The following is a 23535-nucleotide window of genomic DNA, read 5'->3' on the forward strand; positions in this document are numbered from 1 at the left end:
GTTACTCCCCGTCGAAGTCTTTAGGCGTGAAGCGTTCGGCGCCGTTGCGTACTACTCGCAGGCCAAGTGCGGCAGCCCTCGCCAGGGCGTCTGCAAAGCCCAGCTCTAGATTGGTCGTACGCCCGCCCATGCCAGCAATAGCAAACCTGATGGCCTCATATGCTGCGGTCTCATCGTTGGCCGCCAGTTCGGCAATTTCACTGTCGAAAAAGGCGATGCCCTTTTCCCAGTCAGCTGCGACACCAGGGTTGTTGCGCGGCCAGTTGACCATCCGCCCGCAATCGTCCCGGCTTGTGAAAGTGAGATCTTCGCGACAAACGATGGGAGCTTTAATCACGGCATTCACAGGTCACCCCCTTTCTCAGCGATCACACCTTCCAGCATTTCGGCCCAGGCCATGGCGGTGTGCTGCGCTATCGCGGCGGTGACACGGGCCACGATGACGGGGGTGGCGGGCGAGGCAATGACGGCAAGCGCCAGGCTCAGCAGTACAAGGATGCCTTGCACCTCGCGCAGATCGTCGTGGGTGTCGTCGGGCATCTGGATAGGGGGATTCATGCGGTAGCCCTCCCGTCCATGTCAGCGCACTTGCCTACGACGCCATACGAGGCGCCCAAGTGGCGGTGCTTCCAGCAGAAGTTGGCGCTGAAGATGCGGATCTGCTCAAGGTGGCGGGCAACGTCAGAGGCGATGGTGTTTTCCTCCCGACACAGCAGCGGGTCTAGCAGCGGCAAGAGGATGCGCTCCAGCCTGTCGAACTCTTCGCGGGCAAAGTTCATTGAACTCATTGCGTGGGCGTCGAGGACCGCTTTAGGTAGCACCTCACCTTCAAGGATTGCAGCGTTTGGGAAGCAGCTCATTGGACACCCCCGACACAAGCCGCGTTCTTGAAGTGCTTCAGCAGCGCGGCACCTGGGCGCGATTGGTGTTGGCACTCCACCAGCATGGCTCTGACGTCATCCGATACACGCAAGGCTTCATCCAGACCGTCCAAAGAGCACTGGCAACGCTCTTGAATGCTGATTGAAGCGTCGGGGAAATCTGAATGCAGCAAGCTGGCTATGGCGGAGGCTGAGCTGCGGCCAATAATTGCTGGAAGACGAAATGGCTCCTGGCCCGGTACGTTGATCACGACCCAGCATTCGATAAAGCCTGGAACGGCACCGGCTGCGCGGAGAGCATGAGTCATCTGGCACCACCTTGCGCTTCAAGGGCGCGGGCAATCTCTACGTGATGGCTGTAGCGTGCGAGGCGGACGGAAAGGGACGAATTTGCACGGAGGGCGCTCAGGGCCATACGGCGGTGAGTAAGGGCGCGGAGGCGGGCAGGAATACTCATTTGGCACCACCCTTCAGCCAGAAGCTGCGATAAACGTCATAGCTTGCATCGTTGAGACCAGGGACGAATCGCGTGGCCAGCGTCTTGCTGACTTCGCCCTCAAGAGTTGCAGTGATACGGCCCAGCTCGTTTGCGGAGGAATAGCGCAGTAACGTCTTCAATAGACGCGAGCAGTAGGCTTTCTGATGTTCTGGGGAAATTGCGGACGGATTGAGGGCGTGCATGGGTGGAGCTCCTTCTGCTGTCGAGGAGCTGCCACGATCCTTCCTACGGGATTGGGTGGCAGCTGTGCACGGGGTAGGAATACCGGGGCAAAAGGAACCCGGCCAGGCCGAAGCCTGCCCGCACACAGCCGCCATAACACGGAACTGCAGGCGAAAAAAAACGCCGGCAGTAGTGATCTGGGCGCTGTTGCGCCTTTTGCTCATCGGGTTCCTACGCCCGGCCGCTGAATTTGCAGCGACGGGCAAACCATACCGAGCAACACGACTGCCTGCAATAGAAAATATCGACCGGTCATCTTCTGTCTTGAGCGCCAGCATCATGCGACTTCACTCCTGAGGTGTTTAGCGCGCAGGCTCTGGACGTAGCCCAGCAGAGCCTTTTTACGGGCTTTGAAGTCTTTCCCCTGGCCGATCAGCAGCACGTCGCGGATCTCGATGAGCGAGACCAGCAGAAGCTCCTCAGCGCTGAGCTGATCACGATTACGGCCGGCGAACTGCCCTGTGATCACTTGGTTGATCAACCGGGCTTCGTTGATGAAGTGGTGGCGCTGTGGCGTTTTGCCGTGCTCCTCACAGGAGATGGCCAGGGCGTCACACAACCCGCGATAGCCAACCGCGGACTGCAGGCGGGCCTGCTGCCAGTTGCCTTGACCACTGCGCAGCAGCGCATCGATCTGCTCGTCACACCAGACGGCAAAGTCCACAGAGAGCCACCGGGCAAAGACAACCGCCAGCTTCGGGTGAAGCCAAGTGCCGCCGTAGCGGCCGCGCTTGGTTCTGACCAATTCCGGGAATTTCCCGGTTTTAGAAATGGCTGCCAGGTAAGAGGCCGTGTCGGGCAGGCGCAGCCACTCATGTGGCTCCTTGCCGAACCGCTCTGCGATCTCGGTGGCATGCAGCCAGCCATCCACGTCGAAGCGCACGGCGCGGCCCTGGTAATCGAACGGAATGATCTTGGCTGTCATGCTGCCACCTTCTGAGCAGGGTCAGCGCTCAGGAAGTAGGTGGCCACGTTCTGGTGCTCGCGGCCGTGGTCGTCCTTCAGCGTGCTGAGGTTGGTGACGATATTGTGACCCTTGGCCCGAAGTTCGGCGATGCGCGCTCCTGGGCGCAGGATGTTCAGCAGTGTGATGGCCTGAAAGGTGTTGATCGAACCATGCTGGCGCAGGTGTGCGAGAAGACGGATGCGTTGTGCGCTGCCGCTGGTATCATGTACCTGGATATTTTCGTGGCTGGCCTGTTGGTCGGCCTTTTTTTTGCTCATTAGGCGGCCACCTCGCGCAATGCGATGCGCTGGCGAACCCAGGTCTGAACCTCGGCGAGCACAAAGCCCACCGGTGAACCACGCGACTTACTGTTGCTCAGCGATACCGGACGTGGAAAGGTCGGGTCATCCTTGAGACGCTTGTAGACGGTGGCACGGGCCAGACCGGTGATGGATTCGACCTCGGGAAAGCGAATTATGGTGTTGGCTGGATCGAACTGGAGAGTGGTAGTACCTGGAATTGGGCTGATGTTGCTCATGTCTGTATCCCGTTGTTGGTGGCGACATGAGCAAATTTAATGGGCTGAACGGACTAAACTGAAGTCACTGGAAATAGCTATTTTTCTTCCGGATCGATGACCCGAAAAATCGTTCCCGGTATCACATCACTCGCCTCGTCCGCCGGAACCGATATGACATATCCTTAATCCGGAATGGTTTCGTCCAATATCAATGCCGATGTACCTTTCTCCCGGCCACTCTTCGCCTCCTCTACGATCTGTCCTATGTATTTCTCAAGTCTGGCAGTCGCGCTTAGCAAGCGAACCGTTTCTTGCGTAACACACTGACTAACCAATGGTTTCACAGATTTTCGCACGCGTTCAGCCATGTCAACATCCCTATCCTCAAGTTCAATTGACTCGGGCGGAAACAGCGCATTGGCAAGTTGGTTGTTTGTATAACGAAACCCTTTAATTTCTGCCCACTGGCATAAATCGAAAGCGGCCAAAATTTTATACTTTTGCCACTTTTGAAAATCCTCATCGCCAATAGGCTTCTTGAATCTTTCACTCATCTCACTGCGGACACCTGCGAGCCACACGCTGAAGGCCAGCTTAAGTGTCTCATCATCATTATCAAGGTCTACCGTAATTGGAACACCATGACAAAAGTGAGGCGCAAACCATCCTACTTTCTCCAGCGCACCTGCCTTCAATGAGTCTCCGCTCTCATAGATTCCTAATGCTTCATCAAATACCGACCTAGGAACTTGTTTCCCTACGACCGAACACACTTTCTGAAATAGGGCTTGCCATGACTCATCCTGAGACCAAGACGCTGAAATCACGGCCAAATCGGCAGCAATCATAGGCCTCACAGGAAATGGGTCGGTATGCCTCTCGGCCAGGCCAAACTGCTCCGGGATTCTCCCTCCAAAATAACGGAACATCTCTTCCTGTTCTGCTAGGTCACGGAAAAGCGGCTTAACACTCAAGTAGTCGGCACGCATAGAAATGCATACTCCCCATTGGTCGCGGGAGAGAGGTTCTTGATAGACCTTTATGTCAAACCAATCAGGTATTTCAGCTTTGGCCACTTTCGCCTCCCATGGCGAGCACCCCATAAATAAATTGGCTGGTCAAGCGGATGGGAACTCCACTTTTCGCTCCACCGAGCTAGACCATCCGACACCGTTGCCTACATAGATACTGTGTATCCGAACAGTGGTGGCATTCAGTCTATATCTGTCTACGAATACAATGGAAGGCCCGCATCAGGCCCTCTTAATCGGCACTACGTTGGCAGTCGTGTCAGCACTATGCGCATAGTCGTATGGCGTAACGTGCTTCTCGCGGTTCGCTTCGAGGTAATCAGCCCACCACTGAACCATCAGTCGGCGCTCCTCGATGTATTCGGCCTTGTGGATGTAGGCGGCACGCACGCTGTTGCGCTCCTGGTGGCTCATCTGGCGCTCTACCGCGTCCTTGCTCCACAGTCCCGACTCGACAAGTGCGGAACAGGCCATGGCCCTGAACCCGTGGCCGCACACCTCGGTTTTGGTGTCATAGCCCATGCGCCGCAACGCCTTGTTCACCGTGTTCTCACTCATGGGCTTCCAGTGGTTGCTGTCGCCAGCGAACACCAGGTCAAAGCGCCCAGTGAGCTGTCGCACCTGCTCGAGCGTGGACAAAGCCTGGCGACTCAGCGGCACTAGGTGCGGCGTGCTCATCTTGGAGCCGCGATGCGAGTTCTTCACGCCCTCGATCTGCTGGCGCTCGCCAGGGATCTCCCACATGGAGCGGCCGGTGTCGATCTCTGGCCAGCGAGCAAACCGCAGCTCACTGGACCGGATGAAGACCAGCAGGGTGAGCTGTGTTGCCAGCCGGGTCAGCGGGCGACCGGTATCGCTATCGATTCTTTGCAGCAGCTCAGGCAGACGATCCAGCGCCAGCGCAGGTCGGTGGATTGTTTTGCGCGTTGCGGTGGCGCCCTGCAGGTCCACGGCCGGGTTCGTGTCTATATGGCCATGCTGGACGGCCATGCGCATGATCCCTGTCATGTACTGCCGCAGCCGGCTGGCAGTATCCAGAACTTCACGCTTCTCCACGGCCTTGAGCGGCGCTAGAAGGTCGCGGGTCTTCAGTCCAGCCACCGGGCGCTGGCCCAGAGCCGGAAGCAAGTAAGTTTCGATCCGCCGCCAAACCGTCGCGGCATGGCCTGGAGACCATTTCTTCGAACATGCCTCGTGCCAATCCTTGGCCAGCACGCCAAAGGTGTTGGCCCTTGCATTCGCCGCCTCGATCTTTCCTTGCCTGGCGTTCTCGATCGGGTCTCTACCGTGCGCCAGCAACTCCAGCGCTTCGGCACGGCGCTCCCGTGCGGCCTTTAGGGTTAACGCTGGATAGTTGCCGAAGGTGGCAAGTCCTTCCCTGCCATCCGGCCGCTTGAACTTCATGCGCCAGATCTTGCTGCCGTTCTTCTTGACCAGCAGGAACAGACCCTGGCCATCGAACAAGGTGTAGTCCTTGTCCCGCGGCCTGGCGGCCTCGCATTTGGGGTCTGACAGGGGGGTAACGGTGCGTGCCATAGGTATACGTTTTCTCGTCGAACCGGCGTATACCCTAACGTATACCTAAAACAGGTATATGCCTAGAGACAGAACGAGACAGGCAGAAACGAGAAAGCCCGCACTTGGCGGGCTTTTCAGGGGTTTCCGTATACATGAGGAGACGTATCGGAACAGCTAGATGGTGCCGGAGACAGGAATCGAACCTGCGACCTTCGCGTTACGAGTGCGCTGCTCTACCGACTGAGCTACACCGGCGTGGCGATAACGCTACCACTGCAGGATCGCTTACGCAAATCACTGTTTATTAACAGCAATTGCTTCTGTTTCAGAGGGCTTTGCAGCCTGCCGGGGCGAGGTCTTCGTTGAGGGTGCTGGTGCAGGCCCAGCCGCTTGCGGCGCGGGTCAGGGTGATGGTTTTGTCGGTGGCGATGGCCGGGGCGTCGATCAGGGTGCAGACGATGCGGCCCACGCCCGTGGCCGCGGTGCCGCTGGCGGCAATGGCGCAGTGGGCGGTGCGCTCCTGGCCGCCCAGGGCGGCGACGTTGGCGATATCTTTACCTTCGTTCAGGCGCAGGTCGAAGGCGGTCTTGAGCGCAGAAATTTCTACCAGGGCCGCCGTGGCTTTGGTGCGGACCTGGCTGTTGGTGTAAATCGGTAAGGCGATGGTCGCCAGAATGCCGATGATCGCCACCACGATCATCAGTTCGATCAAGGTAATACCGCGTTGCCCTTTCATGGACACTCTCCCTCACAAAATCAGTTCATGCCGGCCGCAGTGGTGCGGCGCCAGCAGGCGCGCCAGTAGGCCCGAACAGACACCTTTTGTCACCCCGTGACAGTCATTCGGTCGCTCTGGCTCGACTACTCTAGTGGGCGGCGGGCAACCCTGCTCGCCACTCGGGGCCTGGAGCTGTTACCAGGCTTGTGCAAGGCAGCGCAACAAGGATGTGGCGATGACCGAAAGCAACCGGATGTACAGCTGGCAAGGCACCAACGCCCAAGGTGCCTTGATCAGCGGCCAGAGTGCGGCGCGCAGCCCGGCGTTGATCAGGGCGCAGTTGCGCCAGCGCGGGATTCGCCCGGGGCGTATCGCCAGTGTGCGCCCGCCGTTGTGGCAATGGCGGCGGCCACTGGATGGCAAGGCGTTGAGCCAGTTCAGCCGCCAGCTGGCCACCCTGGTCAAGGCCGGGGTGGCGCTGTTGCAGGCGCTGGATGTAGTGGCCCAGAGCAGCGCCAACCCGGCGCTGGCCAGCCTGCTGGGGGCGATCAAGGCCGATATCGCCGCTGGCAGCAGCCTGGCCACTGCGCTGCGCCGCCACCCGCAGTACTTCGATCGGCTGTACTGCAACCTGGTGGACGCCGGTGAGCAGTCCGGCAGCCTGGAGACGGTGCTGGCCCAGGTGGCGGCGCTGCAGGAGCAACGCCAGGCCCTGCGCATGCGGCTGAAAAAAGCCATGACCTATCCTCTGCTGGTGTTGCTGGTGGGCTTTGGGGTGTCGGCGTTGTTATTGCTGGAGGTGGTGCCGCGCTTTCAGTCGTTGTTCGGCGGTTTTGGTGCCGAGCTGCCGGCGTTTACTCAACAGGTGATCGGCTTGTCGCAGTGGTTGGGCGCGCACCTTGGGTGGCTGTTGATAACGTTCGGCGGCGCTTGTGGTGCGCTGGTTTGGGCTTATCGGCACAAGCCTGGGGTGCGTTTGTGGCTGGTGCGCGTGGCCCTGCGCTTGCCGGTGCTGGGCAGCCTGCTCCGGCACGCCGCCCTCGCCCGCTTTGCCCGCACCCTGTCGACCTCGTTTGCCGCCGGGGTGCCGCTGGTGGAGGCGCTGGGGCCGGTTGCCGGGGCCTGTGGCAATCCGCTGTATGAGCAGGCGGTGCACAAGGTGCGCGACGACCTTGCCAGTGGCCTGGCCTTGAACGTGGCGTTGCGCACCAGCGGGCTGTTCCCGGCGCTGGTGGTGCAGATGTGCGCCATTGGCGAGACAGCCGGCACGCTGGACGATATGCTCGCCAGGATCGCCAGCCACTATGAACAGGCCATCGACCACCTGCTCGACACCCTCACGGCCCTGATTGAGCCGTTGATCGTGCTGATTCTGGGGTTGCTGGTGGGCAGCCTGGTGATCGCCATGTACCTGCCAATCTTCCAGCTGGGCAATGTGATCTGACCATGAACCTGTTGAACACCCTGGCCAGCCAGCCACTGATGTACCTGAGCTTCGCCCTGTTGCTCGGGCTGATTGTCGGCAGTTTTCTCAATGTGCTGGTGCATCGCCTGCCGATCATGCTCGAACGCCAATGGCAGGCCGAGGCCCGTGAGGTGCTGGCGTTGCCCAGCGAGGCACAAGCGCCGCGCTTCGATCTGTTTTTACCGCCCTCGCAATGCCCGCATTGCGCACATCGCATTCGCCCGTGGGAAAACATACCGGTGGTGAGTTACCTGGCCTTGCGCGGGCGCTGTTCCGCTTGCCAGGCGCGCATCAGCCCGCGCTATCCGCTGGTGGAGCTTGCCTGCGGGGCGCTGACGCTGTTTGCCGCCTGGCATCTGGGTTTTACCGTCGCGGCCCTGGCGTTGATGGTGCTGAGTTGGGGCCTGCTGGCCATGAGCTTGATCGATATCGAGCACCATCTGTTGCCCGATGCCCTGGTGCTGCCGTTGTTGTGGTTGGGGCTGATCGCCAATGCCTTTGAACTGTTCGTGCCGCTGGAGGATGCCTTGTGGGGCACGGTGGCCGGTTACCTGAGCCTGTGGTCGGTGTTCTGGGTGTTCAAGCTGGTCACTGGCAAAGAGGGCATGGGCTATGGCGATTTCAAGTTGCTGGCCATGCTTGGCGCCTGGGGCGGCTGGCAGATTTTGCCGCTGACCTTGCTGTTGTCGTCGCTGCTGGGGGCGGTGATCGGCCTGGTTATGCTGCGCCTGCAGCGCAAGCAGGCGAGCACGCCGATCCCCTTTGGTCCCTATCTGGCCATTGCGGGCTGGATCGCGCTGCTCTGGGGTGGTCAAATAACCACTTCCTATCTGAAATATTCCGGATTCTGATGACCACCGCTGCTTTCACCCCCTGGATTCTCGGCCTCACCGGCGGCATCGGCAGTGGCAAGAGCGCCGCCGCGCAGCGCTTTGTCGAGCTGGGTGTGCACCTGGTCGACGCCGACCAGGCCGCGCGCTGGGTGGTCGAGCCGGGCCGCCCGGCGCTGGCGAGTATCGTCGAGCGTTTCGGCCCGGGGGTGCTGCTCGAAGACGGCCAGCTCAACCGCGCGGCCCTGCGCGAGCTGATCTTCGCCGACCCGCAGCAACGGCTGTGGCTCGAAGCGCTGCTGCATCCGTTGATCGGCCAGGAGATCTTCAGCTACCTGGCCAAGGCCGAGTCGCCCTATGCGGTGTTTGTTTCGCCGTTGATGGTCGAGTCTGGCCAGTACAAACGCACCGACCGCCTGCTGGTGATCGATGCGCCGCAGGCACTGCAGGTGCAACGTACCCTGCTGCGCGACCAGACCAGCACTGAGCAGGTGCAGTCCATCCTCAAGGCCCAGGCCAGCCGTGAACAACGCCTTGGCCACGCCCACGACGTGATCGTCAACGACCGCGACCTGGCCTGGCTGCATTCGGAGGTCGACCGCCTGCACCACTTTTACCTGACTTTGCGAGGAGGCCAAGCATGAGCCAACCAACGACCGTAGATTGCCCGACCTGTGGCGCCCCTGTGGAATGGAGCGCGGCCAGCGCGTTTAGGCCGTTCTGTTCCGACCGCTGCAAGCTGATCGACCTGGGTGCCTGGGCAGCGGAAGAGCACAAGATTCCGGTTGCACCGGATGCCGAAGACGAGCTGTTCTCCGGCGAGCTCGACCCGCGTCACTGAGGCCTCAGCGCTCGGGGTCGTCCTCCTTCCACGGGGCCTGCAGGTAGCGGGTCCGGTTGAAGGTCTCCAGCCACTCCGGGCAGAACACCACCAGGGCGCTGACCACCATGCCGTTGATGAAGGCTTCGGGGAAGATGATCAGCCACAGGTAGCCGATAAAGTCCTCGATCCACTCCGGCATGACGAACCGCCCGTCCATCCACAGCAACCCCAGCCCACCGAGCAGGCACAAGAGTGCCGACAGCGCCGCGGCAAAAAAGCCTGAACAGAAGATATAGACGAACAGGTTGCGCGGCTGGGCTCGCTCCACCAGGATCGCGCACACCTCGGTGACCAGCACCGGCAGGCCGATCAACAGCAGGCCATTGACCCCCATCGCCGCCAGGTCCTGACGCCCCAGCGCCAGCAGGCCGAGCTGCGCCAGCAAGCCACCGACAATCGCCAGCGGCCAGTCCAGCAGCAGGGTGACGGCGGTCATGCCGATAAAGTGATACGACACCCCGGTGTCGAAGTCGCGGCGTACCAGCCACAGGGCAAACAAGGCGAACACCGTGCCAAACAGCAAGTGCTGGCGCCGGCTGTCAGCGAACAGTTCCAGCCAGCGGGTACGCGCCACCGCCCAGATCAGCACGGGCACATAGGCGACCCAGGCGATAGTCAAGGTCTGGCTGGAAAGTACGGCAGCACTGATCACGGCAAATAACCCTTGTGCGAGTAAGGCAATAGACCTGGGGGCAGTCTACACCTCGGGGCTGGCTTGATCAGCCTCCGCCGGTGCTTTGGGTGCCTCGAACAGGCGGAACACTGCGCCTTCAACCAGCCAGTCTGCTGGCTGGCAGCTCGGGTTGCGCTGCAGCTCGACCACGCTGACGGTGGTCGCCGACACCTGCACATCGGCCCAGGCGCCGTAGCAAGCGAACTCGTTCAGGGTCAGACGCAAGCGGTAATCGCCGGGCATGACGCTGAGCACCTTGGGGTTGAACTCGGCGTAGCTGCGCACGATTTCATCTTCTGCGCCGCGATGGTCGATGAGTTTGACGCTGTAGGGCGCTGAGTCGCCCTCCTTGAGCACTACATAGCGGCCATCCGGGGTGTCGTAAGGCACGGTAGGCGTCCAGAACAAAAAGCCCACGCCGTACACCACCAGGGCACAGACCACCGTGCCGGAACCGAATATGCCGCCCATCTTCACTACGCTCATGTTTCTTCCCTGATATTCACTGAGCCCACAACGGGTGCGCAGTCTAGGCGCTGGCCCGGCGTTGCAGCAATGGCCTTGCAGACATTTCCTGCAAAGCTCAATTGAACGCTAAGCTTGTGCCCATGGACGACTCAGACTACTTGCGCCTGCTCACCATTCAGGCCGAACAAGCCAATGCGTTTCTATCCAATGCCCGTAAATGGGAACGTGAGCGTTGGGTCTGCCAGCGCCTGCTGCAAGGCCTGAATATTCCTTACCGCAGCGAAGATTTTGCCGCCGCCGGGCAAGAGCCGCCTGACGTGCTGTTTCGCGATGCCGCCTTCGAGGTGTTTTTTGTCCTCGATGAGGGCCGGCGCCTGAACGACGAATGGCGCGAAGAGCTGCAGCGCCGGCGCAGTGCCTTTTCGTTGAGCCAGCTGGTGCGCCGCGAGGCCCGGCCACGGCGGATCAGCGCCCAGGAACTGCTGCAGCGCCTGGCGCCGACCCTACGGAAAAAATCGCACAACTATCAGGAACGCGGCCTCGACCTGAGCGAGCTGGACATCATTGCCTTCGCCAGCCTCAAGCGCGAAGTGCTCGACCTCAATAGCCACTTCCCGCCACCCACCGAATACCTGCGCCAGGGCTGGCGCTCGTTGTCGCTGGTGGGCCCGACCTTCGCCCGGGTGCTGTTCGCCCACCCCGATGCGCCGGATTTCTTGCGTGGCAATCTGGGGCGCAGCATCGTTTTTGATGTCGGAATCAGCCTCTGAGCTGGCCCCCTGCCAAAGCCCGATGGCATAAATTCTGCGCCGGTGATACAAAGCGCAATCATTCGTTATAAAGACAGCCAAGTGACTGAAAGATGGGCGACCTTCGAGCTACTACAGTGAACACTGTAGCTTTCCCACAGTCACAAGCGTCTATCTGACGAGGCCCTCATGACCAGCCGCCTGAATCCCGATGACCAGCGTCGTGTCGATGAATACCTGCAAGCCCCTCAGCACCAAGTCGAGCGCAAGCCTTTCCGGCCCTGGCTGCTCCTTGTGCTGGTGGTGGCCGTGACGGTTGCGCTCGGCTTGTTGAGCCGCCTCTTGAGTCAACTGGTGCTATGAGCTGCCTTGCGCTCGCCCACAACGCCCGCCCCGTGCGGCCTACCACTCAAGACCCGAATTCCGTAAACCTTATGAGATATCTCCATGACTCACCGTATAGTGATTGTCGGCGGCGGCGCCGGCGGCCTGGAACTGGCGACCCGCCTGGGTAAGACCCTGGGCAAAAAGGGTAGCGCCAGCATCACCCTGGTCGACGCCAACCTGACGCACATCTGGAAGCCGCTGCTGCACGAAGTGGCGGCCGGCTCGCTCAACTCTTCCGAAGACGAACTGAACTACGTGGCCCAGGCCAAGTGGAATCACTTCCAGTTCCAGCTCGGGCGCATGAGCGGCCTGGACCGCGAAACCAAGCAGATCCAGCTGGCCGCGACCCTCGATGAAGACGGCCGCGAGCTGCTGCCTGCGCGCACCCTGGGCTACGACACCCTGGTGATCGCGGTGGGCAGCAACACCAACGACTTCGGCACCCTGGGCGCGGCGCAGCATTGCCTGTTCCTCGACACCCGCAAGCAGGCCGAGCGTTTCCACCAGCAACTGCTCAACCATTACCTGCGTGCCCACGCAGGTGATCAGGCCCATGAAAAAATCAGCGTGGCCATCGTTGGTGCTGGTGCCACCGGTGTCGAGCTTGCCGCCGAGCTGCATCACGCGGCCCACGAGCTGGCGGCGTATGGCCTGGATCGTATCCAGCCAAAAGACATGCACATCACCCTGATCGAAGCCGGCCCGCGGGTGCTGCCAGCCCTGCCGGAGCGCATCAGCGTGCCGGTGCACAAGACCCTGGAAAAACTCGGGGTGACAGTGATGACCAACGCGGCGGTCAGCGAAGTGACGGCCGATGAGCTGCGCACCAGCAATGGCGAGGTGATTCAGGCCAGCCTCAAGGTGTGGGCAGCAGGTATTCGGGCGCCGGGGTTCCTCAAGGACATCGACGGCCTGGAAACCAACCGCATCAACCAGCTAGTGGTGCGCCCTACCCTGCAGACTACTCTGGACGACAACATTTTCGCCTTTGGCGACTGTGCTGCCTGCCCGCAACCGGGTAGCGACCGTAACGTGCCGCCACGGGCACAGGCTGCGCATCAGCAGGCGTCGTTGCTGGCCAAGGGGCTCAAGGCGCGCCTGGAAGGCAAGCCGTTACCGACTTATGCGTACCGGGATTACGGCTCGCTGGTGTCGCTGTCGCGCTTCTCGGCGGTGGGTAACCTGATGGGCAACCTGACCGGTAGCGTGATGCTCGAGGGCTGGTTGGCGCGGATGTTTTATGTGTCGCTGTATCGCATGCACCAGATGGCGCTGTATGGGACTTTCCGTACGCTGATGCTTATGCTCGGCAGCCGGATTGGTCGCGGGACTGAGCCGCGGTTGAAGCTGCACTGAGTTTGTATTGGCTTTGAGGGCCTCATCGCGGGTCAAGTCGAGGCGTCGCACCGCCGCTCCCACAGGTATGGCGGTGTTTCTGTGGGAGCGGCGGTGCGGCGACCCGACTTGACCCGCGATGGCGTCGGCATTGTTTATTTCAGTACCCTATAAGTACTCTGCACAAAGCCGCTTTCAAAGGTGGTGCTGCGCATATGCTGCAGCGTCACGTCCTTCCCCAGGGCCCCGAACAGCGGGATGCCGCTGCCCAGCAACACCGGTATGCGGGTGATGGTCAGTTCATCCAGCCGGCCTTCGCGCAAAAAGCTCTGAATCACCTGCCCGCCATCGAGGTACAGACCCTTGGCGCCTGTTTCATTCAGGTGCTCGACCAGGTCGGCGACCGGCCCCGGGTGCACTTCAACGCCATGCTGCATATCGGCCTGCTGCAAGGTGCTGCTCAGCACCACCACGCGCTTGTGCGGATACGGCCACTCGCCAAAGGTCAGGACCTTCTCGAAGGTGTTGCGGCCCATGACCAGAGTGTCGATGGTGGCCATGTACGCCGCATAGCCGTGATCGTCACTGGAGCTGGTGGCAACCATCAGCCAGTCCAGCTCACCGCTCTCACGGGCGATGAAGCCATCGAGGCTGGTGGCGATGTACACGGAGATTTTCAGTGGCACGGCGCAACTCCTTTGCAGGAAATAGCCGGATAGTATCAGCCAGGGCGCAGAAACGAAAAAAGGGCACCTTTTGCAAGGTGCCCTTCTTTCTGAAGATGGTCGGGGTAAGGGGATTCGAACTCCTGACATCCTGCTCCCAAAGCAGGCGCGCTACCGGACTGCGCTATACCCCGGTAAAAAAAAAGGCTCCGATTAAGGCGCCTTTTTTTATGGCTGGCTGCTAATGGCAAACCAACCTTTTAAGATTTGAACCCAGCGTACCGGATTCAAAAATGGTGGGTCGTGTAGGATTCGAACCTACGACCAATTGGTTAAAAGCCAACTGCTCTACCAACTGAGCTAACGACCCTAAGATGGTCGGGGTAAGGGGATTCGAACTCCTGACATCCTGCTCCCAAAGCAGGCGCGCTACCGGACTGCGCTATACCCCGGCTTGAAATTTGGCTCCGCGACCAGGACTCGAACCTGGGACCCAATGATTAACAGTCATTTGCTCTACCGACTGAGCTATCGCGGAACTATCAATTTCAATTACAACAGTGCTGCAATTTCGAGTGCTGTATGACTACCGCTTCGAACTCTTCGACCTTGTGCATCGCTGCGTTCATGTCTCTGAGGCGCGCTATTCTACAACCTTCAAAACCCTTGTCAACCCCTAATTTGCATTCAACTTACTGATTTGCAACTTTTTTTCAGATTCCCAATTTTGCCGGGAAGCTGCGGGGCGACATACAGCGGGGCGCACTTTACAAGCACTCGAGAAAAAATGCAAAGAAAAAAGGCCTCGAAATTCGAGGCCTTAGCGTAACCCGCCGAAAACTCAGGCGAAGACGATCTCTTCGCCCTCGACCTTCGCCGTGATGGCGCTGCCTGGCAGGAACTGGCCCGACAGGATCAGCTGCGCCAACGGGTTCTCGATCCAGCGCTGGATCGCCCGTTTCAGCGGCCGTGCGCCATAGACCGGGTCGTAACCGACGGCGATCAGTTTATCCAGCGCCTCTGGGCTCAGCTCAAGGCTCAGCTCACGTTCGGCCAGACGGCTGCGCAGGCGGCCGAGCTGGATCTGGGTGATGCCAGCAATCTGCTCGCGGCCCAGCGGTTCGAACACCACCACTTCGTCGATCCGGTTGATGAACTCCGGCCGAAAGTGCGAACCCACGGCATCCATCACCGCCGCACGCTGCGCTTCACGATCGCCCACCAGTTCCTGGATCTGCGAAGAGCCCAGGTTGGAGGTCATGACGATCACGGTATTGCGGAAATCCACCGTCCGCCCGTGGCTGTCAGTCAGGCGACCGTCTTCCAGCACCTGCAGCAACACGTTGAACACATCCGGGTGGGCCTTCTCGACCTCGTCCAGCAGCACCACCGCATAAGGTTTGCGCCGCACGGCTTCGGTCAGGTAGCCGCCCTCTTCATACCCTACGTAGCCTGGTGGAGCACCGATCAGGCGAGCCACGGAGTGTTTCTCCATGAACTCGGACATGTCGATGCGCACCATGGCCTCTTCAGTGTCGAAGAGAAACTCCGCCAGCGCCTTGCACAGCTCGGTTTTACCGACACCGGTCGGGCCGAGGAACAGGAACGAGCCGCTTGGGCGGTTCGGGTCCGAAAGGCCGGCACGCGAACGGCGCACGGCGTTGGACACGGCCACCACGGCTTCTTCCTGGCCGATCACCCGCTCGTGCAGCAGGCTTTCCATCTTCAGCAGTTTTTCCCGCTCGCCTTCGAGCATCTTCGACACCGGGATGCCGGTCCACTTCGACACGACTTCGGCGATCTCTTCTTCAGTCACCTTGTTACGCAGCAACTGGTTTTCCGCCTTGCCGTGCTGGTCGACCATCTGCAGGCTGCGCTCCAGGTCCGGGATCACCCCGTACTGCAGCTCGGCCATGCGGCTGAGGTCGCCCTTGCGCCGGGCCGCTTCGAGCTCCTGACGCGATTGCTCGATTTTCTGCTGGATCTGCGCCGAGCCCTGTACTTCGGCTTTTTCCGAGGTCCAGATCTCTTCCAGGTCAGCGTACTCGCGCTCGAGCCGGGCGATCTCTTCGGTGAGTTTCTCCAGGCGTTTGAGCGCGGCCTCGTCGTCCTCTTTCTTCAGCGCCTGGGACTCAACCTTCAGTTGAATCAGGCGGCGCTCCAGGCGGTCGAGCACTTCCGGCTTGGAGTCGATCTCCATGCGGATGCGGCTGGCCGCTTCGTCGATCAGGTCGATGGCCTTATCCGGCAGCTGCCGGTCAGTGATGTAGCGATGGCTGAGCTTGGCCGCGGCGATGATCGCGCCGTCGGTGATCGCCACCTTGTGGTGCACCTCGTAACGTTCTTTGAGGCCACGCAGGATGGCGATGGTGTCTTCTTCGCTCGGCTCTTCTACCAGCACCTTCTGGAAACGCCGCTCAAGCGCTGCGTCTTTTTCAATGTACTGGCGGTACTCGTTCAGCGTAGTGGCGCCGACGCAGTGCAGTTCACCACGGGCCAGGGCCGGCTTGAGCATGTTGCCGGCATCCATCGAGCCTTCGCCTTTACCGGCGCCGACCATGGTGTGCAGCTCGTCGATGAACAGAATGATCTGCCCTTCCTGCTTGGACAGCTCGTTGAGCAAGCCTTTGAGGCGCTCTTCGAACTCACCGCGAAACTTGGCACCGGCAATCAGCGCGCCCATGTCCAGCGACAGCAGGCGCTTGCCTTTAAGGCCGTCCGGCACTTCACCATTAATGATGCGCTGGGCCAGGCCTTCGGCGATGGCGGTCTTACCGACGCCAGGCTCACCGATCAGCACCGGGTTGTTCTTGGTCCGGCGTTGCAGCACCTGGATGGTCCGGCGGATTTCATCGTCACGGCCGATCACCGGGTCAAGCTTGCCGTCTTCGGCGCGCTTGGTCAGGTCGACGGTGTATTTGTCCAGGGCCTGGCGCGACTCTTCGGCGTTGGGGTCATTGACCGCCTCGCCGCCGCGCAGGTTGCTGATGGCATTTTCCAGGGCCTTTTTGCTCACGCCCTGGCTGAGCAGCAACTTGCCAAGCTTGCTGTTCTCGTCCATGGCCGCCAGCAGCACAAGCTCGCTGGAGATGAACTGGTCGCCCTTCTGCTGGGCCAGGCGGTCGGCCTGGTTGAGCAGGCGCGCCAGGTCCTGGGACATGTTGACGTCGCCGGTCGGGTTCTGGATTTTCGGCAACTGGTCGAGCTCTTTGCTCAACGCCTTGCGCAGGCTGTTGACGTCAAAGCCGACCTGCATCAGCAACGGCTTGATCGAACCGCCCTGCTGATCGATCAGGGCCTGCACCAGGTGCGCAGGCTCGATGGCCGGATGGTCCATACCCACGGCCAGGGATTGGGAATCGGATAATGCTAATTGCAGCTTGCTGGTCAAACGGTCTATTCGCATGGGTTACCTTCCTTTATGGGCAGGTCGGAGCGATGGACACACCTGATGAAGAAAAACCTGCCAGAGATACCACTGTAGATAAGGGTGATTCTGGAAGATTCAAGCTAGGCGGGCTTGATCCAGGTCAGCGCGGTGCCAGCCAGACCAGCGACGCGAAGCGGCCACCCTGCGGGGTGCGCCGATAAGAATAGAAGCGCGGGTCGCTGACGGTGCACAAGCCACCACCATAGACGGCATTGACGCCGCGCGCTGCAAGGCGCAGGCGGGCCAGCTGGTAGATATCGGCCATCAGCTTGCCGGGCTGGGCACCGGGCACGAAGGCCTGGGCAGTTTCCGGATGAACGGTCGTGAACGCGTCACGAACCTCAAGGCCGACTTCAAAGGCTTGCGGGCCAATCGCCGGGCCCAGCCACACCAGCACCTCTTCGGGCGGCAGTGCCAAGCGCTTCAGGGTCGCCTCCAGCACACCGTTGGCCAGCCCGCGCCAGCCCGCGTGGGCGGCGGCTACGCGGGTGCCGGCGCGGTCGCAGAACAGCACCGGCAAGCAGTCGGCGGTCATGACCGTGCAGGCAATGCCGGGGGTATCGCTGTAGCTGGCATCAGCCTCGGCAATAACGCCAGGGTCGGCTTCGGCTACAACTACGCCATGCACCTGCTTGAGCCAGGCCGGCTGGATGCCGAACTCGGCGGTCAGGCGCCGGCGGTTCTCGGCCACCGCTGCTGGCGCATCGCCAACATGATCACCGAGGTTGAAACTCTCATAGGGCGGCAGGCTGACCCCGCCGCTGCGCGTAGTGACACAGGCGCGCACCCGGGCTGGCGCAGGCCAGTCCGGGAACAGCAGCGCTTGCGTCAACTCGCTCATCCGACGAACGCCTCGCGGTCCTGCTTGAGCAGCGACAGCAGCCAGACGAAGTCGTCCGGCAGCGCCGATTCCCAACCCATGCGCTCGCCGGTCACCGGGTGATCGAGCTCCAGGAAGCGTGCATGCAGGGCCTGGCGCGGGAAGGTCTTGAGCGCGTCGACCATGGTCAAGCTGGCCGCTGGCGGAATGCGGAAGCGCCCGCCGTAGACCGGGTCGCCGACCAACGGGAAGTTGACGTGGGCCATGTGCACGCGAATCTGGTGGGTACGCCCGGTTTCGAGCTTGACCCGCACGTGGGTGTGCGAGCGGAAGCGCTCCAGTACGCGATAGTGGCTGACCGCAGGCTTGCCGCCTTCGGTGACCGCCATGCGCTGGCGCTGACCGCCGTGGCGACCGATCGGCGCGTTGATCTTGCCGCCGGCCGTGACCACACCGATCACGATGCATTCATAGATGCGGCTGACGCTGCGGCTTTGCAACTGGGCAACCAGCTGGGTCTGCGCCTGGATGGTCTTGGCCACCACCATCAGACCGGTGGTGTCCTTGTCCAGGCGGTGGACGATACCGGCGCGCGGCACGTTGATGATGTCCGGCACGTGGTGCAGCAGGGCATTGAGCAGGGTGCCATCGGCGTGGCCCGCAGCCGGGTGGACCACAAGCCCGGCAGGCTTGTTGATCACCAGGATGTGGTCGTCTTCATAGACGATATCCAGCTCGATGTCCTGGGCCACCCACTCGCCCTGGGCTTCCTGCTCGGCATCGAGCGCCAGCAGCGCACCGCCGTGGACGATATCGCGCGGACGCAGGACAGCGCCATCGACCGTCAGGCGCCCCTCCTTGATCCAGGTGGACAGGCGCGAGCGCGAGTGCTCAGCGAACAATTGGGCGGCGACTTGGTCGAGGCGTTGCCCGCCCAATTCGGACGGCACCTCTGCGCGAAGTTGAATGATCTCGGACATGCTCGAATCAGCGGGCGGCACAGCCTTTGGTTTCGACTGCGCGCTTGTGGTTAAATACGACGTCTTTTGCCCCGAGGGTTGCATCGGGGTGCTCATCATAACAGGACGGCCACGCCCAAGACAGCGGCCGTCATAGGGACGCAAGCCGCCATGCAAGTGAAACACCTGCTGCTGATCGCCATCCTCGGACTGACCGCTGCTTGTTCTTCGAAGGAAGTCGTCGACGAAAACCTGAGCGAAGCCGAGCTGTACCAGCAGGCGCAGGCCGACCTGGACAACCACAGCTATACCAGCGCCACAAGCAAGCTGAAGGCTCTGGAATCGCGCTATCCGTTCGGCCGCTACGCCGACCAGGCCCAGCTCGAGCTGATCTACGCGAACTATAAAAACGCCGAACCGGAGGCTGCCAAGTCTGCCGCCGAGCGCTTCATTCGCTTGCATCCGCAGCATCCGAACGTCGACTACGCCTACTACCTCAAGGGTCTGACCTCGTTCGACCAGGACCGCGGCCTGCTGGCGCGCTTCCTGCCGCTGGACATGACCAAGCGTGACCCGGGCGCTGCCCGCGACTCGTACAACGAATTCGCCCAGCTGACCAGCCGCTTCCCCAACAGCCGCTATTCGCCTGACGCCAAGCAGCGCATGATCTACCTGCGCAACCTGCTGGCTTCCTACGAAATCCACGTGGCCGACTACTACCTGACCCGTCAGGCCTATGTCGCTGCCGCCAACCGTGGCCGCTATGTAGTAGAGAACTTCCAGGAAACCCCATCGGTCGGCGACGGCCTGGCGGTGATGACCGAAGCCTACATGCGTCTGCACCTGGACGAACTGGCGGCCACCAGCCTGGAAACCCTCAAGCTCAACTACCCGGACCACCCGAGCCTGGTCGATGGCCAGTTCGTGCCGCAGCAGAACGAAGCCGACAACCGCTCGTGGCTGTCCAAGGCCACCCTGGGCCTGATCAATACCGCCCCGCCGCTGCCACCGGGTGAAACCCGCGCCAACCAGGACGTGGTGAAGCAGTACCAGGACGCCAAGGACGCGATCCCGCAAGAGCTGCTGCCTAAAGATGCCAACGGTGACGTCATCGAAGAAGAAAACCACGAAGCGGAAGGTAACAACGAAGACCGCTCCTGGTTCAGCTACATGACCTTCGGTGTGTTCGACTGAGCCATCGTGTAAAAGATAAAGGGAGGCCAAGGCCTCCCTTTTTTCATGCCCGAGCCCTAGACTGAAGGCTCTTCACTGACAAAGCTGGACACCATGGTTCGCCTACTTTTCTGGATTGCCCTGATTGCTGCTGCCTTCTGGCTGTGGCGCAAGTTCAAGGCCAGCAATGCTGCTGGGCAAAACAACAGCCTCGAAGACCCGCTGAAGATGGTCCGCTGCGCCCATTGCGGCGTGCATTTGCCCAGTGACCGGGCGCTGCATCGCGGGGCACAGTGGTATTGCAGCCAGGCGCACCTGGAGCAGGGGCCTGGGGCGCAGCGCTGATTGCGCGGCGCCTGCATCGCGGGGCAAGCCCGCTCCTGCCAGATTGTAGGAGCGGGCTTGCCCCGCGATGAGCCCTAAAGAGCAGCCACCCGCCCAGCCGGTGCATATGGCGCCGGATCAATGATTGGCTCACGCCCCAGCAACAAATCCGCAAACAACTGGCAGGACGCCGGCGCCAGCACCAGGCCATTGCGGTAATGCCCGCAGTTCAGCCACAGCCCGGCATAGCCCGGCACCTCGCCGATGTACGGAATGCCCTCAGGCGAACCCGGCCGCAGCCCCGCCCAATGGGCCACCGGGGTGGCGTCGGCCAGCGCCGGCAGCAGCTCCACCGCCGATGCCTTGAGGCTTTCCAGCGCTTCGTCGGTCGGGGTCTTGTCGTAACCGGCATGCTCCAGGGTACTGCCCACCAGAATATGCCCGTCGCGCCGCGGGATCGCATAACGCCCCTTGGCCAGCACCATGCTCGGCAAAAAGTCTTCGGCGCACTTGTACAGGATCATCTGCCCCTTCACCGGCTCCACCGGCAGCTCCAGGCCCAATGGCCGCAGCAAGTCGCCGCTCCAGGCGCCAGCCGTCAGCACCACGCGATCGGCCGGAATCGGCCCGGTTGCAGTCTCGACCCCGGTGATGCGCTCGCCCTCACGGCTGAAGCCGGTGATTTCGCACTGCTCGCGAATGCTCACGTTCGGCAGCGCCAGCAAGGCGGCCTTGAGTGATTTGACCAGGCGAGGGTTACGCACGTTGGCAACCCCGGCCATATAGATGGCGCGGCGGAAACCGCCACCCAGCACCGGCACCGCGTCATAGGCCGCCGAGATATCCACAGCACTTAACGGCCGTCCTTCGCGCTTGGCCCAGGCCAGGGCCTCGGCTTCGTCGTCGAGGTCCAGCCAGTACAGGCCGGTGGTGTGCACTTCAGGGTCAACCCCGGTGCTGGCGAACAGGCGCTCGCCCAGCTGTGGATAAAAATCCTGCGACCAATGCGCCAGGGCCGTTACCGCCGGGCTATAGCGCCACGGGTACAGCGGCGAGACGATGCCGCCGCCAGCCCAGGAAGACTCCTGGCCGAGCGCGCCACGGTCACACAGCACCACCTGCTCGACCTCGGCCGCCAGGTTGAACGCTGTCAGCAGGCCGATTACCCCGCCACCGACAATCACTACTTGCTTGGTCATGTATTGATCCAACGTCTGAAGTAAACCTCAGCCACCCCAACAGCCGCGGCCGCCATCAACGGCGCCGGGATTGCGGCGCACACCGGCCTGGTCGAGTTCGAAATCGGCGCAGCGGTCACTGTTCATCAAACCACCGCCAATGCGCCGGGCGGTAAGGGTGAATGACGTCGAAAGACGAACGGCCTGCAGCCGGTAGTGCTCGGTCCCGGGCGCCAATGGGGTGACCAGGGCTTCGCTGTCGGCGTACTGGCCGCTGCGGGCATAGTGACGTTCGAGCAGTTGCGCGCTTTCGAACAGCAACCCGGCGATTTCCGTGCGTGCGGCCTTGCGGACCTGTTCGCTGTAGCTGGGATAGGCAATGCCCGCCAGAATGCCGACCACGGCGACGACAAGCAACAGTTCAATCAGGCTCAAACCTTTCTGCAGGGTGGACATAAGTCGAACTCCTAGTGAAGCTGGCGCCAGAGAATGCGCCTGGGTGGCTGGGCGCCCTCTTCGACCGCCTGTGCATAAACGCTTTCGAGCACGCTGCGCCCTGCCCCGGCGTGGCTGACGGCGGTGATCCGGTACAAGGTAGCGGACAGGTTGGCGGGCCAGTGCGCGGCGTGGGTACTCTGGCCAAGGTTCTGTACCAGGTAAAAGCCGCTGGCGCCGCCTTGCCAGCTCAGGCCGGAGGTCGGCCCTTCGCCGCGGTAGACGCCAGCCGCCCGCACCCGTGCAGCTTCCGGCGGCGGTAAACAGTAACTGCACGGCAACACGCCCGACACGCTCGACTCACCTAGCAACAAGGTCTGCTCCGCGTGCTCGAAGCCTTGCAGGGTTGCCTGCAGGTTGCCGGCCATGCGTTCCTGCAGGGTGGCGCTGACCATCGCCGAGACGCCGAGCACACCCAACATCCCCAGCAACACCAGGCTGACCAGCAGGATCACCCCACGCTGGCCGCCGGGCCTAGCCATTGCGCAGGGCCACTGTCAGTTGATACTGCTGCGGCCTTACCCGCGCCAGCGGGTCAAGCAAGGTCAGGCTCAGGCGCAGTCCGGCGATGCGGGTGGCACTCCGGCTGATAATGTCGACGCGCAGCTCACCGAGGTTGTCGATCAGCGGCGCATAGCTGGCGCCGCTGCCGAGCATCAGGCTGGTGCCATCAACGCGATAGGTCTGGCGTCGTATCGGTATCGCGAAGTGCCCGGCCGGCGCCGCCTGGACATCGAGATAGACCCGCGCCTGGCTTATGCAATCGGTGACCAGCGTCCAGTTCGGCCGCCCACCGGCGCCAGCGACTTCGGCGCTGATCAGGCTCAATTGCTGCAATTGGCCGTCCGCTGCGCGGATTACCTCCAGCGGTTGGGCAAACGCCTGTGCCGAGGACGGGTTCACATGGCTGATTGCATCCGCACGCAAGCAGCCGAACATGCCGCTCATGCGTATATCCTGGGCCATGCGCTGCAACGCCAGGCGCGCGTCTTCCTGCAGTTGTGCGGCGATGCCCTGAGCCTGCCAGCTCTGAGTAGCCGCCAGAAACAGGCGGCTGGCGCCGAGTAGCAGCACCAAGCCGAGGCTGAGGGCCAGCAACACTTCGACCAGGCCGACGCCAGCTTGCCGGTTCATCGGCCTGGCCCTGCGTTGATGCGCGCTTGTTCAAGCTCGCCATGCTGCAGATACGCCGCCTGAGTACTGTGCAAGGCACTGTCGGTGGCCTGCAGCGCCCGCACTTGCGCAGCCGCTGCAGCAAACACCCCCAGCCCCAGCACCAGCATGGCCAGCAGCACCTCGAGCAAGCTCATTCCTTGTTGCCGTCCGCCATCCATGGCGCCATCCCTCCTGCGACTTTTCCCCAGCA

At 61.6% G+C, this 23535-nt stretch carries 31 protein-coding genes and 5 tRNA genes; 9 read left to right on the top strand and 27 right to left on the bottom strand.

Going from position 1 to position 23535, the window contains the following annotated elements; all coding sequences use genetic code 11:
• Position 1: 1 nt before the first annotated feature.
• The 12 genes from LOY37_RS22955 to LOY37_RS23010 form a co-directional block, all read right to left on the bottom strand.
• Entirely contained in the window at positions 2-346 is a 345-nt protein-coding gene (locus tag LOY37_RS22955; RefSeq protein ID WP_254285660.1) for a hypothetical protein, read from the bottom strand.
• Entirely contained in the window at positions 343-558 is a 216-nt protein-coding gene (locus tag LOY37_RS22960) for a hypothetical protein (RefSeq protein ID WP_210014866.1), read from the bottom strand. Before LOY37_RS22960 ends, LOY37_RS22955 begins: the two co-directional genes overlap by 4 nt.
• Entirely contained in the window at positions 555-788 is a 234-nt protein-coding gene (locus LOY37_RS22965; RefSeq protein ID WP_236066298.1) for a hypothetical protein, read from the bottom strand. Before LOY37_RS22965 ends, LOY37_RS22960 begins: the two co-directional genes overlap by 4 nt.
• Positions 789-856: 68 nt before the next feature.
• Positions 857-1189: a hypothetical protein gene (locus tag LOY37_RS22970; RefSeq protein ID WP_258715804.1), complete on the bottom strand. Its 333-nt coding sequence runs from the start codon at positions 1187-1189 to the stop codon at positions 857-859.
• Between the two features lie 145 nt (positions 1190-1334).
• Positions 1335-1562, bottom strand: coding sequence for a hypothetical protein (locus tag LOY37_RS22975; protein ID WP_232531808.1), 228 nt, complete (start codon positions 1560-1562; stop codon positions 1335-1337).
• Between the two features lie 317 nt (positions 1563-1879).
• Entirely contained in the window at positions 1880-2527 is a 648-nt protein-coding gene (locus LOY37_RS22980; protein WP_258715805.1) for a KilA-N domain-containing protein, read from the bottom strand.
• The gene (locus tag LOY37_RS22985; protein WP_258715806.1) at positions 2524-2826 is read right to left on the bottom strand and encodes a helix-turn-helix domain-containing protein; all 303 of its coding nucleotides are present in this window, start codon (positions 2824-2826) and stop codon (positions 2524-2526) included. Before LOY37_RS22985 ends, LOY37_RS22980 begins: the two co-directional genes overlap by 4 nt.
• Positions 2826-3086, bottom strand: coding sequence for an AlpA family transcriptional regulator (locus LOY37_RS22990; RefSeq protein WP_258715807.1), 261 nt, complete (start codon positions 3084-3086; stop codon positions 2826-2828). Before LOY37_RS22990 ends, LOY37_RS22985 begins: the two co-directional genes overlap by 1 nt.
• A gap of 164 nt (positions 3087-3250) precedes the next feature.
• Positions 3251-4144, bottom strand: a complete 894-nt coding sequence (locus LOY37_RS22995; RefSeq protein WP_258715808.1) for a DUF6387 family protein — start codon at positions 4142-4144, stop codon at positions 3251-3253.
• 177 nt (positions 4145-4321) lie between these two features.
• On the bottom strand, positions 4322-5635 hold the full coding sequence (locus LOY37_RS23000; protein WP_258715809.1) for a phage integrase central domain-containing protein: 1314 nt from the start codon (positions 5633-5635) through the stop codon (positions 4322-4324).
• 161 nt (positions 5636-5796) lie between these two features.
• Positions 5797-5872 (bottom strand) — tRNA-Thr (locus tag LOY37_RS23005).
• A 70-nt stretch (positions 5873-5942) separates the two neighbouring features.
• Entirely contained in the window at positions 5943-6353 is a 411-nt protein-coding gene (locus LOY37_RS23010; protein ID WP_258715810.1) for a pilin, read from the bottom strand.
• Between the two features lie 217 nt (positions 6354-6570).
• Between LOY37_RS23010 and LOY37_RS23015 the strand changes: the two genes are divergently transcribed.
• Genes LOY37_RS23015 through yacG form a run of 4 tightly spaced genes read left to right on the top strand, consistent with a single transcriptional unit; the run spans position 6571 to position 9471 of the window.
• Positions 6571-7779: a type II secretion system F family protein gene (locus LOY37_RS23015; protein ID WP_258715811.1), complete on the top strand. Its 1209-nt coding sequence runs from the start codon at positions 6571-6573 to the stop codon at positions 7777-7779.
• A 2-nt stretch (positions 7780-7781) separates the two neighbouring features.
• Positions 7782-8651 carry an A24 family peptidase gene (locus LOY37_RS23020; protein ID WP_258594917.1) on the top strand — a complete coding sequence of 290 codons (870 nt, stop codon included), beginning with the start codon at positions 7782-7784 and terminating at the stop codon, positions 8649-8651.
• The gene (gene coaE / locus LOY37_RS23025; protein ID WP_258715812.1) at positions 8651-9274 is read left to right on the top strand and encodes a dephospho-CoA kinase; all 624 of its coding nucleotides are present in this window, start codon (positions 8651-8653) and stop codon (positions 9272-9274) included. Before LOY37_RS23020 ends, coaE begins: the two co-directional genes overlap by 1 nt.
• On the top strand, positions 9271-9471 hold the full coding sequence (yacG, locus tag LOY37_RS23030) for a DNA gyrase inhibitor YacG (protein ID WP_195885042.1): 201 nt from the start codon (positions 9271-9273) through the stop codon (positions 9469-9471). Before coaE ends, yacG begins: the two co-directional genes overlap by 4 nt.
• Positions 9472-9475: 4 nt before the next feature.
• On the opposite strand, the gene LOY37_RS23035 is transcribed toward yacG, so the two are convergent.
• Together LOY37_RS23035 and LOY37_RS23040 are read right to left on the bottom strand one after the other, a co-directional pair.
• Positions 9476-10165 (bottom strand): energy-coupling factor ABC transporter permease, encoded by a 690-nt coding sequence (locus LOY37_RS23035; RefSeq protein ID WP_258715813.1) that lies wholly within the window; start codon positions 10163-10165, stop codon positions 9476-9478.
• 45 nt (positions 10166-10210) lie between these two features.
• A complete protein-coding gene (locus tag LOY37_RS23040; protein ID WP_213603237.1) occupies positions 10211-10672 on the bottom strand; it encodes a hypothetical protein in 462 nt (153 codons plus the stop codon).
• 122 nt (positions 10673-10794) lie between these two features.
• Between LOY37_RS23040 and LOY37_RS23045 the strand changes: the two genes are divergently transcribed.
• From LOY37_RS23045 to LOY37_RS23055, 3 genes are all read left to right on the top strand, one after another.
• Positions 10795-11424: a DUF1780 domain-containing protein gene (locus tag LOY37_RS23045; RefSeq protein ID WP_010220617.1), complete on the top strand. Its 630-nt coding sequence runs from the start codon at positions 10795-10797 to the stop codon at positions 11422-11424.
• 168 nt (positions 11425-11592) lie between these two features.
• Positions 11593-11766 carry a DUF3094 family protein gene (locus LOY37_RS23050; protein WP_045200819.1) on the top strand — a complete coding sequence of 58 codons (174 nt, stop codon included), beginning with the start codon at positions 11593-11595 and terminating at the stop codon, positions 11764-11766.
• 84 nt (positions 11767-11850) lie between these two features.
• Positions 11851-13146: an NAD(P)/FAD-dependent oxidoreductase gene (locus LOY37_RS23055; RefSeq protein ID WP_045200816.1), complete on the top strand. Its 1296-nt coding sequence runs from the start codon at positions 11851-11853 to the stop codon at positions 13144-13146.
• A 134-nt stretch (positions 13147-13280) separates the two neighbouring features.
• Here the strand turns inward: LOY37_RS23055 and LOY37_RS23060 are convergent, their stop codons facing one another.
• From LOY37_RS23060 to rluD, 8 genes are all read right to left on the bottom strand, one after another.
• Positions 13281-13811: a dihydrofolate reductase family protein gene (locus LOY37_RS23060; RefSeq protein ID WP_258715814.1), complete on the bottom strand. Its 531-nt coding sequence runs from the start codon at positions 13809-13811 to the stop codon at positions 13281-13283.
• 96 nt (positions 13812-13907) lie between these two features.
• Positions 13908-13984: transfer RNA gene (locus LOY37_RS23065), tRNA-Pro, on the bottom strand.
• Between the two features lie 100 nt (positions 13985-14084).
• Positions 14085-14160, bottom strand: a tRNA-Lys gene (locus LOY37_RS23070).
• A gap of 5 nt (positions 14161-14165) precedes the next feature.
• A tRNA-Pro gene (locus LOY37_RS23075) sits at positions 14166-14242 on the bottom strand.
• A gap of 10 nt (positions 14243-14252) precedes the next feature.
• Positions 14253-14328 (bottom strand) — tRNA-Asn (locus LOY37_RS23080).
• Positions 14329-14631: 303 nt separating this feature from the next.
• On the bottom strand, positions 14632-17196 hold the full coding sequence (clpB, locus tag LOY37_RS23085; RefSeq protein ID WP_045200814.1) for an ATP-dependent chaperone ClpB: 2565 nt from the start codon (positions 17194-17196) through the stop codon (positions 14632-14634).
• A gap of 124 nt (positions 17197-17320) precedes the next feature.
• Positions 17321-18061: a peptidoglycan editing factor PgeF gene (pgeF, locus tag LOY37_RS23090; protein WP_258715815.1), complete on the bottom strand. Its 741-nt coding sequence runs from the start codon at positions 18059-18061 to the stop codon at positions 17321-17323.
• Positions 18058-19020, bottom strand: coding sequence for a 23S rRNA pseudouridine(1911/1915/1917) synthase RluD (gene rluD, locus LOY37_RS23095; protein WP_038998723.1), 963 nt, complete (start codon positions 19018-19020; stop codon positions 18058-18060). The genes pgeF and rluD overlap by 4 nt, the downstream gene beginning before the upstream one ends.
• A 150-nt stretch (positions 19021-19170) precedes the next feature.
• On the opposite strand from rluD, the gene LOY37_RS23100 reads away from it, so the two are divergent.
• Positions 19171-20193 carry an outer membrane protein assembly factor BamD gene (locus LOY37_RS23100; protein ID WP_045200810.1) on the top strand — a complete coding sequence of 341 codons (1023 nt, stop codon included), beginning with the start codon at positions 19171-19173 and terminating at the stop codon, positions 20191-20193.
• A 93-nt stretch (positions 20194-20286) separates the two neighbouring features.
• Positions 20287-20517 (top strand): PP0621 family protein, encoded by a 231-nt coding sequence (locus LOY37_RS23105; protein WP_038998721.1) that lies wholly within the window; start codon positions 20287-20289, stop codon positions 20515-20517.
• 74 nt (positions 20518-20591) lie between these two features.
• On the opposite strand, the gene thiO is transcribed toward LOY37_RS23105, so the two are convergent.
• From thiO to LOY37_RS23130, 5 genes are read right to left on the bottom strand one after another with little or no spacing between them, the layout of a single operon-like run.
• Positions 20592-21695, bottom strand: coding sequence for a glycine oxidase ThiO (gene thiO, locus LOY37_RS23110; protein WP_093379411.1), 1104 nt, complete (start codon positions 21693-21695; stop codon positions 20592-20594).
• Positions 21696-21722: 27 nt separating this feature from the next.
• On the bottom strand, positions 21723-22121 hold the full coding sequence (locus tag LOY37_RS23115) for a type IV pilin protein (protein ID WP_093387269.1): 399 nt from the start codon (positions 22119-22121) through the stop codon (positions 21723-21725).
• 20 nt (positions 22122-22141) lie between these two features.
• On the bottom strand, positions 22142-22651 hold the full coding sequence (locus LOY37_RS23120; protein WP_258715816.1) for a PilX N-terminal domain-containing pilus assembly protein: 510 nt from the start codon (positions 22649-22651) through the stop codon (positions 22142-22144).
• Entirely contained in the window at positions 22644-23303 is a 660-nt protein-coding gene (locus LOY37_RS23125; RefSeq protein WP_258715817.1) for a PilW family protein, read from the bottom strand. Before LOY37_RS23125 ends, LOY37_RS23120 begins: the two co-directional genes overlap by 8 nt.
• Positions 23300-23503 (bottom strand): prepilin-type N-terminal cleavage/methylation domain-containing protein, encoded by a 204-nt coding sequence (locus LOY37_RS23130; RefSeq protein WP_258715818.1) that lies wholly within the window; start codon positions 23501-23503, stop codon positions 23300-23302. Before LOY37_RS23130 ends, LOY37_RS23125 begins: the two co-directional genes overlap by 4 nt.
• Positions 23504-23535: the final 32 nt, after the last annotated feature.

Source organism: Pseudomonas sp. B21-012 (assembly GCF_024749305.1).
Taxonomy (GTDB): domain Bacteria; phylum Pseudomonadota; class Gammaproteobacteria; order Pseudomonadales; family Pseudomonadaceae; genus Aquipseudomonas.